Consider the following 12,797-nt stretch of genomic DNA (forward strand, 5'->3'; position numbering starts at 1 on the left):
TGAGGTTTTTGTGGGATCAAAAACTGGCAGGCTTGTAAAAAAAGAAAATACAAAAGTTATGAATACTTTGGAAATAGAAAAGTATCCGTGGCTTAATTTTAGCGATCAAAGCGTTATTTTTCCAGACAATCCAAGAAAGAGTGTCATATTACAAAAAATGCATGATCCTCAAGAATATGAAGCAAAGATTAAAACGGCCCGTGATTTTAAAAAGCAAATAGGAACTCGTGCAAAAATAATGCTTCCCACAGATATGACTTTGGATTTTGAAAAAGGTCGTAAGGAAATGGTTATTCGCAGACGGCGAACTATGATGGATGAAGAAGAGGCGATGGCATTAGAATTATCAGAAATGGAGCATCAGATTGAAGTCAAAACTGCAAAAAAAAATGTAGTAAAAGATCAGAAATCTGACAAAGAATCTCTAGAACAATCTAAGGTAGCAGAAGGGCAAGGTAACAACTCGCAAGAAATGAGTTTTATTCCTCAGGAACAACCAAATGAAGTTAAAAATGAGATGAAATCAGAAGCACAAAGGGAAGAAAAAACAGAAGATTTAGAAAAAGTTAAAGAAAAAAATGAATCAATATTTGCCGAAGCAAAGCGAGATGGGTTTGAAAAAGGTGAGAAAGAAGGAATAGAGGCTGGCAAAAAAGAAGGCTTTGTATCGGGAGAACGCGAAGGGTTTCAAAGCGGCGAAGAACGTGGGATGGCCGCAGCAGAGTCAAAATTTGAAAAGGCGTTTGAAAATATTTCAGAAGTTGCACAACAGTTAACAGATTTAAAAGAAGATATATTAAACCAGGGTAAAGATATATTTGTTGAACTAACTAAGCTTTGTTGTGAAAAGATTCTTAAAGAGCAAATAAAATCTAATGATGAATCATTAGCTCATTTATTTGATGAAGTTTTAAAACTTTACAATTCTAAAAACTCTTTGACTATTGAAATGAATTCTAAGGATGCTGAGCGCATTCGTAAACATCTTGAAACAAAAAAAGATTCATCTAAAATTGAAATTAAAGAAAATGACTCATTAGAAAATGGAGCTTTCCATGTAGAAAGTGATACAGGAGTTTCATTAGTAGATATAAAGAAAAGTGTTAATGTTATTATAGAAAATATAAAAAAGGATTTATTTCAAGAAAATAATAATATAGAAAAGGATACACAAAAAATAGAAAAGAAAGAGGCTTAAAATGTTTTCAAATGAAGCCCTTTCAAAACTAAAGAAACAAAGACAAAATCATTTTATTGAGACCCCCTTTGAAAAATATGGAAAAGTTATCCAAATTGTTGGGACTGTTATTGAGGCAACTTTGACTGATGCTCCGCTTGGAGCACTTGTGAGAATTTTTAACAGAGAAAGAAATTATTCAATTGAAGGTGAGGTTGTCGGTTTTCGCAAAGAAAGATCACTTGTCGTTCCTTTTTCTGATCCAATTGGAGTGTGTGCAAATTCACTTGTACAATGTATAGAGCGTGAACAAAAAATATTAATTGGAGAGCATTTAATTGGGAGAATTATTGATGGCTATGGACGTCCTATGGTTGGCGAAGAGTTTATAGGCAATCTAGGAAATTCATATTCAATTGTTCGTGAACCGCTCAATCCATTAACGCGCCGAAGAATTTCAAAGCATTTTGATACAGGTATTCGTTCTATCAATGCACTTTTAAGCTTTGGTGAAGGACAAAGAATTGGAATAATGGCTGGTTCAGGTGTGGGAAAAAGTGTTTTAATGGGTATGATTTCACGTTATTCAGATGCTGAAATAAACGTAATAGCTTTAATAGGTGAACGTGGGCGTGAAGTTCGTGAGTTTCTTGAAGAAAATCTTGGTGAAGAAGGTTTAAAGAAAAGTGTTGTTGTGGTTTCTACGGGTGATCAATCTCCACTGAGCCGTGTGCGTGCAGCACATGTGGGCACAGCAATTGCAGAATATTTTAGAGATCAAGGTAAAAAAGTTTTACTTTTAATGGATTCATTGACCCGTGTGGCTATGGCGCAAAGAGAAATTGGTTTATCGGTTGGTGAACCACCAACGACAAAAGGTTACACTCCATCTGTATTTTCTTTGTTACCTAAACTTTTAGAACGTGCTGGTAATAGTGATACACAAGGATCCTTAACTGGAATATATACAGTTTTAGTTGAAGGCGATGATTTTAATGATCCTGTTTGCGACTCTGCAAGAAGTATTCTCGATGGCCATATTAATCTTTCCCGTTCACTTGCAGAAAGAAATCACTTTCCTGCAATTGACATTCTGTCGAGTGCAAGTCGCGTTATGATAGACATTGCAGATGAAAAACATTTAAAAGCAGTTACGATTCTTCGAGATCTCATGGCTGAATATCAGAAAAATGAGGACCTTATTAACATTGGTGCATATAATACTGGGATGAATGTAAAGTTAGATAAAGCAATGAAACTTCTTCCTCAAATAGAGGCTTTTTTGAAACAAGATCGTATGTTAAAATGCTCTTTTGAAGATTCATTAAACTCATTGCATGAATTGTTAGGAGAGGATCGTACATGAGTTTTAGATTTTCATTACAAAGAATTTTAAATTTAAGAGAACAAGAAACAATTGATGCAGAACTAAGAGTCGAATATGCTAAAAGAGTTATTGCAGAATTAAAAAATATGATCCACAAAGAAAGGGATCTTTATTTTTCTGATAGGGATGAATTAAATCTTTGTGTGCAAAAAGCACAAATTCATAAGGTAACAATTTACGAACGATCTTTAAACATCCGACAAGGTAGAATTATGGAGCTGTTAGATAATTTAAGATCCTGTCAATCTGATTTAGAAGTTTATCAGCAAACCCTCATACAAGCACGAAGAAATCAAAAAATAATTGAAAAATTAAAAGAAATAAAAGAAAAAGAATTTCGTAGAAAAGAATCATATAAAGAGCAATCTGTTCTTGATGAAGTTGGTAATCAAAAATATTTGAGAACTCAATTTCAAGAAAAAGGCGAAGAATGATAAAAAAAATAAAATTATTATTCATTCTTATTTTATTTTATTCTCAAATGAGCATAAAAGCTGAGAATTTACCAAATATACCAAAAAATGAGTTGACAGCCTCTGAAGCTATGCGCATTCGTGATGAACTGGAGCTCATTCGCAGTGATGTGGAAGAAAAACTTGTGCGCCTTGATGAAGCCAAAAAAACATACGATAGATCGCGACTTGATATTGATACTCAGCTTAAAAAAATTGAAGAAGAAAGAAGATTGCTTGACGAAACTCTTCAAAAAGAGAAGAAACTAAAAGAGGAGCGGGTGAAAGAGGCTGTGGAGTTTGTTTCAAAAATGGAACCACGCAAAGTTGCTCCCGTCATGGATACGATGGATAGAGATTTGGTAATAGCCCTATTGAGCCGTTTGCCAGCACGTCAAGTTACAAAGCTCCTTGAAAACTCAACGCCCGCAAAAGCAACACAATTTTTGGAGTATTATACACGTATTCGCTCTGGCAGAGAATTTGAAATGTTAAGAGAGCTTGGTTTGTGTGCTCCATATAAGGATAAAAATGATAACAAAGGAACAGCGTCACCCCCATAGTTTTCATACTGACGAATATTTGGCATCCCCTTTTTCTCGCCCTCGTTTTTTTGTCTCTACTTCCAGAGGATTTGAAGACATTTTAAAAGAAGAACTCGAAGAAATTTGCGCAACCCATCAAATTAAATCAACAGTTTGGACAGGTTCTGCGGGTTGTTATATGGAAGGCCCATGGAGTGCTTGTATTGCAGCTAATTTAGCTTCAATGTGTTCGAGTCGTGTTTTATTAGTTCTTGCTGAAGCAGAAGTAAAAAGTGAAGAAGAGCTTCATTTCATTGCATCACAAATAGATTGGTCCACAATTTTTTCAAAAGATCTCACTTTTGCAGTAAATGCTTCGGTGAGTGACTCTTTTGTTAATAATTCTATGTTTGCATCATTAAGAATTAAAGATGCAATTTGTGATGTATTTCGTAGTAAAGTTGGTGAACGTCCAAATGTAAATACTGAAAATCCAGATGTAAAAATATTTGTTCGCCTTGTTCGCAGAAAATTAAGTATTTCGGTTGATACTACAGGTGAGCCACTCTCTCGCAGAGGATATCGTGTGGGTGGAGTCGAAGCTCCTTTAAGAGAGTCTTTAGCTGCTGCACTTCTTCGCATTTCGGGTTGGAATAAACTTGCAAATAGTATTTGGAACTCTACTGATGCTGTTTATTTAGAGCGTAAAGGTGTAAATGAAAATTCAGGTAAAAAAATACCAACACAAGTTTTAATTTCCCCTTTTTTTGTTGATCCCATGTGCGGTTCTGGCACGCTTGCAATTGAAGCTGCTCTTGCTATTTTGCATTGGAAACCTAATGTACGTCGTAATGAATTTGCATTTATGGATCTCTGTCCCGATAAAGTACCAGAAATGAAAGCAGCATTGCGCGATTTAAAAACAAAAATTTTATCTAATGAAAAACCTCTTGCAGATCTACCTGTCAGAGCTAAGCTTTATGCACAGAAAAACAATATTGAAGTATTTGATGATATTCTCGCTCCTATTAGAGCAAGCGATATTCTTCACCGCAATATTGATGTTGCACGAGACTGTGCAGAAGAAGCAGGCGTCGGGCGCGTCATAGCGTTTCAAACGAAAGATGCATTTTTAAGCAAACCCCATGCTTCCTGTGGTATGCAAATAGTCAACCCTCCTTATGGAGAAAGACTTGAAGAAGGAGAAGATCTCGCTCCATTTTATAAGTCCATGGGCGATCTTTGGAAACATAAGTATCCTAATTGGAACTCTTGGCTTCTTACTGCGAATGAATCTGCAATGAAAGCTGTTGGTTTACGTCCTACGCGAAAAGTTTCTGTTTATAATGGAAGTTTGCAGTGTAAGTTCTTACAATATGTTATGTATCCTAAAGAAAAAAAAGCTACGACCTGAGGTGGTCTTCTCGTTTGAGACCATGTCTTCTTTCTAACTAAAGGAGAGTTTCTCTGTGTCAGATAAATTTGCTGGATTTAAAGAGTATAGAGTTATGTATGTGGGCGTTGAAGCTCTCATAGAGTCTTTAAAACATGATTTTTTGAATGCAGGGGCAAGAAATCTCGATCCACAAAAAAGCAATTCTTTTTCTGTTTCTTCCTATGTTCTTCGTCGTCTTGCTTTGGCTGCCAATGCTTTTCCTGGGGCAACAATTAATTTTTATACAGATGTTTATCAACTTGCCCAAGAACTTCCTGTTTTTGATGCGGATTTAATTATTCTTGATGAGCGCTTTACGCAAAATGAGAGTGAAGTAAATGAAAATGAAATGTATGAGATTGATGAAGAAATTAATAAATTAGATCATTCAAAAGTTTTACATTCTTCATCAACGATATCAGAGCAAAAAGATCACGAGATTCCTGTTACCTTTGAAAATTTAAAGTCTGCAATTGAAAAATTCACCCCAAGAGGTTTTCATTACACCATGCGACGAGTGGTTGTTGTGTTACCTAATTCTGCTAAGACAACAAATAGAGAATTTCGTTTGAGTCTTGCAAATGTGCGTGCCGTAATCATTGATCCGCCTGATTCAGTAGAATTATTTTTAATTGCAACACGTCAATTATATGATTTTCGTCTCAATCATAAAAAAACAAGTATTTGTATTTCAGGTGGAGGGCTTGAAGGATATATTTACTCAATTGGTGTTGTAAATGCAATTGATAATTGTTTACTTGATCGTGAATGTGGTGATTTTGATATTTTTTGTGGAGTATCCTCAGGCGCTATTGTAACAAGCACTTTAGCCGTAGGAGTTCACTCAGACGATCTTGTCAAACAAATTTATCGAAAACATACAAGCCTTGAGCCTTTAGGTTTAAATACAATATTTGATCCTGCTGGAGCTGAAATTTTCCGACGTGTCTTTGATTTTATTCGTGCCTTTTCAACATTTGATTCTGCAGAACTGGTAAGTCGCTTACAAAATTCAGTGCCTACCGGATTTTTTAAGGGTGAAAAATTAAAGAAATTTTTTGAAAGACAAATGCGCCACTTTGGCATTGATGACAATATGGCAAATTTAAAAAAAGAACTTTATATTAGCGTAACAGATCAAGACACGGGAGAAAATATTGTTTTTGGTGAAGAGCCATGGAAAGACATTAGGATCAGTCAAGCCATACGTGCAAGCACGGCATTGCCTCCATTTTATCTGCCTGAAAAAGTTAAGGGACATTGGTTTACAGACGGACAATTAACAAGCGCTTCTGATTTTAATACTGCAATTCGAAAAGGTGCTGGTTTGGTTGTTTATATAGATCCCATGGTACCTTATACAAGTAATCAACCAGGTGCAGTTATGAAAAAAGGTGGATACTTTACTTTAGTTCAAGCTGTAAAAAGTCTTGTTCAAACAAGATCAAGTTCGATGTTAATGCACTCAATGGACAATAATCCTGATGTCGATTTTGTAATTTTTAAGCCAACAGATGATGTTATGGAAGCAATGGCAGGAAATCCAATGAAATATTATATTCGAACTGAACTAGTTGATTTAGGATATCGCTGCACAATTTCTCAAATATTAAATTCATATGATGCTATTGCACATAAATTTGCTAAACACGGTTTTGCATTAAAATCTAAAAAAATGATCCAAGATTTACTTAACTGACAATTTTCCTACATACAATTTACCTATAGGCAATTTCTGTAACGTTAATCAACTAAATAACTTTCCGATATAAACTCTGTATAAGGAATGAATTATATAGAGGTAGGGATTATGACAAATATTCGTTTAAAGAAGGGTGATAATCACAATCGGAATAAAGAAGAAGTTTCTGAAAAAGAAACTGTACAACCAAAAGACGAGCCCTTTCCAGATGCCACCGAAGACGAATTGACACGTAAAAGAAAAATGATTCTTACTGGTATAACTGCAGGTGTTGCCGTGGCAGGAGCTTCAGCGGCTGCATTACTTTTTTTTGGCCCTTATTCTCCTTTCGGAGTGAAACAAACTGAAAAACCAGTTAATCTAGCTAAAGAAACAAAACCTATTCCACCTTCTCAACCGGAAGTAGCACCCGTGATAGTTCCACACACACCAGAGCATACAACACCACCTGTTTTAGCAGTTGCCCCTATTCCACAAGTGGCAAGAGAAGCACCACATAAAGTAACGGCAACTCCTAAACCAAAAGAAACACCGCCTCCACAAGTAGCAATTGCACCACTTCCACCTAAGCCAATTGTGAAAGAAACAAAACAAAATACTCCTGTTCCAGTTGAAAATGATAATAAAGAATCTTCAGGCCCAGATTCATATAATTATAACATTCAAGATGGTGGACCTATAATTTCAATCCCAGCAAATAAAAAAGTACAAATTTCACGTGATCCTAGTTTTAAAACGATTTATCTAAATGGGGTTCCTGCTTCAGATGGGAAATATAGAATATCAGTGCCACCACCTGGAGAAGTTTATTGGAAAGAAGAGGGAAAGGCAGCTCGTAAATTAACAATTCTACCTCCAATCCCTTCAGGCTTGCGCGCAGATATTCCTCCTCAATTAAAATTAACCGATAGATTGGTTTGGACATCAACTGGTAAAGTTTCATTTTATCGAGTTGAAGTAGCTAGTGATGCAGAATTTACAAATAAATTAAAAACATTTTCTACTGTTAAAACTTCCCTTCCTGCAAATGCACTTGGCCAAGGAAAATGGTTTATTAAAATTTCAGCTTTAAATTTACAGAGTGGTGTGTGGGATTCTACAAAATCAATACCATTAAGTATTGAGGAAGATGTTGCTCCTGTTAAAAAAGTAGAAGAAAAACCTGTTGAAGCAGAAGCACCTAAAAGTGAAGCCACTCTTGAAACTCCGGAACCAACAGAGCCAGTAAAACCCATTGAGCCTAGAGTTGAGCAACCCGCATCTGATGTAAAACCAGATTCGGGTCCAGTCCCTCCAGTTGTGGAAGAGTGATTAGAAGTCTTATAAAAACTGAGCGGAATAACTTAGTCTTTATTATTTTTATTTATTTTTGAATCGTATAAATAATTTTAATATTTTTTTCGTGGAAAGGACCATTATTTGTAACTCTTGAAATTGCAACAACTAATTCTTCTTTTAAAATATCGCATTCCTTGTTTTCGACAAATCTTAAGTGACCATCTTCACGTAAATTAGAATTTGTATGACAAGTTGGAGCATCTTTAAAAGTGTAATTATATAAAATACCTGGTTCAATCATGCCTTCATCTAAATAATTATAAATAAATATATCTTTATAATTAATTTTATTACGATCAGTTGCATCTACTTCAATGTTTAATACTTGGGCTATTTCAATTGGATTTTTACTAATCTCATCTTTATGTTTACTTTTTATTTTATCTACAACATTTAATGTGATTTTTCCAAGATTTTTGCCATGTTTAGAGACATTGAATTTAACTGAATCACCTTCTTTAGGGTTATAATTTACATATCGAAGTATATAACGATTGCTCACTTCGACAGTTGCTCCTTCAGGGATTGAATTTGTATCTTCTTTAAAATCAAAATCATTAACTTCATCGTATCTAAATTTTGAATCAAATACTCTAAATCCGTCATCGATATCTTCTATACTAGCTTCATTTCTATACAGTGAATGTGAAGCAAATGCATATTTTTCTCCATTACCAGCGCTTAAATTTTGTACGAGAATATTTTTAGCAAACATTCTTCTATCAAATTCTTCAAATCTAAGAAAAGTCAATTCCACATTATTTCCATTAATTGTTACATTTTTTGTAATTTTATCGTAGCCATTAATTTTTTTAAAGGAATATTCACCATCTTCGTCTACTTTTAAGTCTGTTTCATTGTTATTTACATAATAAGTGTAATACCATCCTTCTTCGCGATTCCCTTTCGCTAATGTTGAAGAATAGATATCTCCTGTGAAGAAGTTATAATTGTCGTTAATGACTGGAAAAATTCTATCATATTGCTCGCTTGTTACCTTGTCAATTTTCTGTATTAAATCTGGTGCTATTTCCGTCCTTCTAGCACTTGAAACTGAACCTTCACAGATATAAGCATTTTGTAACTCTAGATAACTGCAATTTGTTTGACTATGTAAGTCTGTCTTAATTAAATTAAATAATCTTTGATCATCTTTAGCTACATTCACTTTACAACTGACTCTTGCTTGTTCATTCGGTTTATCAAAATCAGAAAAAATATCAGAACTTGCAACTACACTACAACTTGTATTTGCATTTAATTCTTTAAAACTATCCTCAAATTCTTTTTTTCCCGCAAAAAAAGAATCAATGTTTGAATTTATTTTAGCTTTATCACTTTCATTAAAATGTAAATTATTAACATAATATATAAAATCATTATTTAATTTGTTATTTGTGAGTAAAGAATTGATAATCTTCATAAAAGAATTAACATTATTTGTTTTAATACTTTGAACTAAGCTATCAAAAGTATCTTTCTCTTTATTATATAAGAAATGAGTGAATAAAAATCGATCTGAATATTCTGATTCATACTTAGAGTCAAGTATTTCAAAAACAGGCTTTATAATAGTTTGTTTGCTTCTTTCTTGTGTAAACGCATTATATCTTAAAGATGTGATTCCAATTCCATCTTTTTTCGCACCAGCAAAAAAGTCCGCACTTCCTTCCACAAACCAATCCATATATTGCCATGCTTTGACCGTATTCTTGGACTGAGCAAAATTCTTATATAAGTATCTACTATTTAAATAGTGAACATATTCATGCTTTACATAATCTTCAAGATATTCATTGCCAGCAAAGGTATAAAATGCGCCCTTAGAGTCTATATATACGCCGCCATCTTCTTGTTTATCTAAATCGCTCGCATATGGTTTATAATCCATATAGTCTTGGCGAGTTGGATATATATAAACATATAAACGATTATTTTTATCGTTTACAATTGGGTTAAATAGTTGCATACCTTGTTTAAATTGACTCTCTACTTGTTTCATTGAAAAATAAATTTTATCAGCCTCATTTTTAGATAAAGCTGTGTATATAATAATTGCACCTTCATCATAAATATAGCGATTCTTGAACAGAGATTTGCTCAATTTAGATATTACTTTACAAGCATCATTCCCATTTTTATCTGTAAATTCAGCGCAATTTTCAAAATTAAGAAGTTTGTAATATTCTAATGCAGATGTAGCTTCTAACCAAAATGTCGATGGTTTCAATTTTAGATCATTAAAGTCGCCGCCTGTTGTATTGTTAATTACAAATTTTAATGTATCTACTATTACAGGTTGGTATTCTTTATATCTAAGAAACTTACCAAGTTCTAAAATATAATTTTCATAAAAAGATTCATTGATGTTTTTCTTGTTTTTTGGATCTTCATAAAAAGACTCATTTAAATCCTTACCTTTATTAACTGCAGAGTCTCTAATATTTAAAATTTGGGCATTTGATTTTATAATATTTCGAATATTTTCTAATATTTTTATAAACTTTTCTTGATTCGCTTTATTTTTAAAATAAATTCCACCTGCGTCATGTGATGATGCCAATGCCATTTGTATTGGTAAAATTGAATATACGGATAATGTATCTTTATTTGTAATGTAATCAGAGTTTTTTGTTATATATTTTATTAAATCTAAATTTTCTTCAAAACCTTTTGAAGAACCAATCAGAGCAAAAACTTCTTTCGCTAAAATTCTAAATTTTTTCTTTTTAGCCATTACATCAGAATGATCTTTTTCATTACCAGTAATATTTTGATTATATGTAAGAATAGAAAATTTCATTGCAATATCTGCAATAATTTTTTTCAAATTTTCATCATCTTTTTTATTAGTTGTGGAGTTTTTGGTTATTGAATGAATATAGTATGCATTGTTCAGTATACTAGAGTATTTAAGTAATTCATCTCTTTGTGACTCAGTTAAAATATCTATTCCAAAATTTTCATCTTTTAATCTATCTTTAATTTGATTATAACGATCAGTTACAATTTTCGAAGCTAATTTTGCAATTTCTAACATGCTTTTTTGATCGATGAAATGAGCAATTTTGTCTTTTTCAAATGTCGCAAGTTTATTAAAACATTTTAAATTTAAATTGCCAATATTATTGATGAGTTGTTGTGTTGTTGCATATTCACTAATACTCTTTTCACATATTTCAATTGACTTGTCAAAGTCTCTATTTGAAGCAATGTCATTTTGATTTGCAAATGCAAGTGTTGTTAAAGTTAAGTTACTCAAAAGAACAAAGCTTGTTTTCACTAACAAATTCTTATTTAAATTATTTAATTTTCTTTTTATCATAAAAAAATAACTTTCTTATATTATTATTTCGATTTGATTATAAATGATTTATTATTTTATTGAATTTAAAAAATAAAATTATAATATCATCTGTATTATTTGTATTCTATATTCATATTTTGGTTAGTATTGTGTGCATTTACAGTCACTTGAAATGCTATAGATAAGGTTGTGATTTTTGCTATCTTCCATGATTTGCTTTTACAATTTTTTAATAAATTGATCACTTTACACTCCTGTGAATATTTTTTTTTGTTGGTTGTTATAAACCGAATTATTAAATAATTTAAAAAAGCTAAATTTGCAAATTTAGTTTTAACTATTTTTTCTATATTAAAGTATCTCATATAAAAAAAATGAATAATACTATCTTTTAATGTTGATTTTTTTTATAGAAAAGGATCTTTACTTTTTAATGTTTCGTTATTTATATTACTTATATAGATTTATTTGTATTATTTTTTTTTAATAAAGATATGATTCATAATTTTATATTATATATTTATTATATAAATGCGTATGTTTTATATTGTATTTTATGAATTTTTATTATGTATATTCAATATTATATTTTTTTAATTAAAATAGATAACCAAATTTTAAATTTACCATTCATGAGTGTTCGCCTTTTTTTTAAGCTAATTTTGATTTTATATTTGAAATGAATTCACTTTTATGATTTATGGGTGTATTCAGATAATGCCCATTATATTGGGACTAAATTTTTTTGACTATTAGAGAGTATAATTATGTCAATAGCTTCTGGATCACTCGCTCTCAAGCGATTTCAAATACTAACTCCCATAAAGGAAACCCCATTTTCTTGGATTGTGGAGCGTATGGCTAAAGCTTTTATATCTCCTATAGGCTTAGATGATACACGAGAAGAGTCAATCGGTTTTTGCCATCCTTTTACTGGTGAGCCTAAAATAGAAGATCCTTTTTCGTTGATTTATGAAAATGCATTTTTATTTGCTATTCGGGCAGACAAAAAGAAAATACCTGCTACTTTTATGAAATTGCAACTGCGTGCTGCATTTGAGGTGCTTGGTCATGAGAAAGAAGATGAACATGGAAATGTTCGTAAGGTCGGAAAAAAAGTAAGAGAGTCTATTAAAGACAGACTGAAAGAAGAGCTTTTAAAATCCTCACTTCCCTCAGTGCGTCTCATCGAAGTTATTTGGCATTTAGATACCAATCAAATCTGGCTTACATCTGCTTCTTCTGCGGTTATAAGTGAGTTTGAAAAATTATTTCAAGAAGCTTTTTCGCTTCCGCTTATTTTATTAAATCCCGGAACTTCATCTGTCGATTTTGAACGAATACAGTTGGGTTTAAAGGTTGATTTACAACCTCTTCATGATGTTTCTCCGGTTTCATTTTCAACAGCAGACTTAAAAAAATTCCAAACGAAGGGTTCAATAGAAAATGAAGCCCCCGTTTTTTAGGAGGAGACA

The 12,797-nt window shown here is 32.5% G+C and carries 10 protein-coding genes; 8 read left to right on the forward strand and 2 right to left on the reverse strand.

Going from position 1 to position 12,797, the window contains the following annotated elements; all coding sequences use genetic code 11:
* Nucleotides 1–10: 10 nt before the first annotated feature.
* The 7 genes from GCL57_RS05775 to GCL57_RS05805 all read left to right on the forward strand — a co-directional run bounded on the left by GCL57_RS05775 (nt 11) and on the right by GCL57_RS05805 (nt 7,988).
* The gene (locus GCL57_RS05775) at nt 11–1,198 is read left to right on the forward strand and encodes a FliH/SctL family protein (protein ID WP_152212372.1); all 1,188 of its coding nucleotides are present in this window, start codon (nt 11–13) and stop codon (nt 1,196–1,198) included.
* Nucleotide 1,199: 1 nt separating this feature from the next.
* The gene (locus GCL57_RS05780; RefSeq protein WP_152212374.1) at nt 1,200–2,543 is read left to right on the forward strand and encodes a FliI/YscN family ATPase; all 1,344 of its coding nucleotides are present in this window, start codon (nt 1,200–1,202) and stop codon (nt 2,541–2,543) included.
* On the forward strand, nt 2,540–2,998 hold the full coding sequence (fliJ, locus tag GCL57_RS05785) for a flagellar export protein FliJ (protein WP_152212376.1): 459 nt from the start codon (nt 2,540–2,542) through the stop codon (nt 2,996–2,998). The genes GCL57_RS05780 and fliJ overlap by 4 nt, the downstream gene beginning before the upstream one ends.
* The gene (locus GCL57_RS05790) at nt 2,995–3,579 is read left to right on the forward strand and encodes a MotE family protein (RefSeq protein ID WP_152212378.1); all 585 of its coding nucleotides are present in this window, start codon (nt 2,995–2,997) and stop codon (nt 3,577–3,579) included. The genes fliJ and GCL57_RS05790 overlap by 4 nt, the downstream gene beginning before the upstream one ends.
* On the forward strand, nt 3,548–4,954 hold the full coding sequence (locus tag GCL57_RS05795) for a THUMP domain-containing class I SAM-dependent RNA methyltransferase (protein ID WP_152212380.1): 1,407 nt from the start codon (nt 3,548–3,550) through the stop codon (nt 4,952–4,954). Before GCL57_RS05790 ends, GCL57_RS05795 begins: the two co-directional genes overlap by 32 nt.
* Before the next feature lie 55 nt (nt 4,955–5,009).
* Nucleotides 5,010–6,674 (forward strand): patatin-like phospholipase family protein, encoded by a 1,665-nt coding sequence (locus GCL57_RS05800; protein ID WP_152212382.1) that lies wholly within the window; start codon nt 5,010–5,012, stop codon nt 6,672–6,674.
* A gap of 111 nt (nt 6,675–6,785) precedes the next feature.
* Nucleotides 6,786–7,988 (forward strand): hypothetical protein, encoded by a 1,203-nt coding sequence (locus GCL57_RS05805; protein WP_152212383.1) that lies wholly within the window; start codon nt 6,786–6,788, stop codon nt 7,986–7,988.
* Nucleotides 7,989–8,040: 52 nt separating this feature from the next.
* Here GCL57_RS05805 and GCL57_RS05810 read toward each other — a convergent pair whose 3' ends face one another.
* Both GCL57_RS05810 and GCL57_RS15060 read right to left on the reverse strand, forming a co-directional pair.
* Nucleotides 8,041–11,340, reverse strand: a complete 3,300-nt coding sequence (locus GCL57_RS05810; protein ID WP_152212385.1) for a collagenase — start codon at nt 11,338–11,340, stop codon at nt 8,041–8,043.
* A gap of 95 nt (nt 11,341–11,435) precedes the next feature.
* Nucleotides 11,436–11,567 (reverse strand): hypothetical protein, encoded by a 132-nt coding sequence (locus tag GCL57_RS15060; protein WP_281349642.1) that lies wholly within the window; start codon nt 11,565–11,567, stop codon nt 11,436–11,438.
* 522 nt (nt 11,568–12,089) lie between these two features.
* On the opposite strand from GCL57_RS15060, the gene rdgC reads away from it, so the two are divergent.
* Nucleotides 12,090–12,788 (forward strand): recombination-associated protein RdgC, encoded by a 699-nt coding sequence (gene rdgC / locus GCL57_RS05815; protein WP_152212387.1) that lies wholly within the window; start codon nt 12,090–12,092, stop codon nt 12,786–12,788.
* Nucleotides 12,789–12,797: the final 9 nt, after the last annotated feature.

Origin of the sequence: Fluviispira multicolorata (assembly GCF_009208585.1) — a bacterium.
In the GTDB taxonomy this organism is placed as follows: domain Bacteria; phylum Bdellovibrionota_B; class Oligoflexia; order Silvanigrellales; family Silvanigrellaceae; genus Silvanigrella; species Silvanigrella multicolorata.

What these genes read in the sequence shown, in the direction of transcription:
- GCL57_RS05780 (WP_152212374.1), top strand. Translation starts at nt 1,200, where the DNA reads ATGTTTTCAAATGAAGCCCTTTCAAAACTAAAGAAACAAAGACAAAAT.
- fliJ (WP_152212376.1), top strand. Translation starts at nt 2,540, where the DNA reads ATGAGTTTTAGATTTTCATTACAAAGAATTTTAAATTTAAGAGAACAA.
- GCL57_RS05790 (WP_152212378.1), top strand. Translation starts at nt 2,995, where the DNA reads ATGATAAAAAAAATAAAATTATTATTCATTCTTATTTTATTTTATTCT.
- GCL57_RS05795 (WP_152212380.1), top strand. Translation starts at nt 3,548, where the DNA reads ATGATAACAAAGGAACAGCGTCACCCCCATAGTTTTCATACTGACGAA.
- GCL57_RS05805 (WP_152212383.1), top strand. Translation starts at nt 6,786, where the DNA reads ATGACAAATATTCGTTTAAAGAAGGGTGATAATCACAATCGGAATAAA.
- GCL57_RS05810 (WP_152212385.1), bottom strand. Translation starts at nt 11,340, where the DNA reads ATGATAAAAAGAAAATTAAATAATTTAAATAAGAATTTGTTAGTGAAA.
- rdgC (WP_152212387.1), top strand. Translation starts at nt 12,090, where the DNA reads ATGTCAATAGCTTCTGGATCACTCGCTCTCAAGCGATTTCAAATACTA.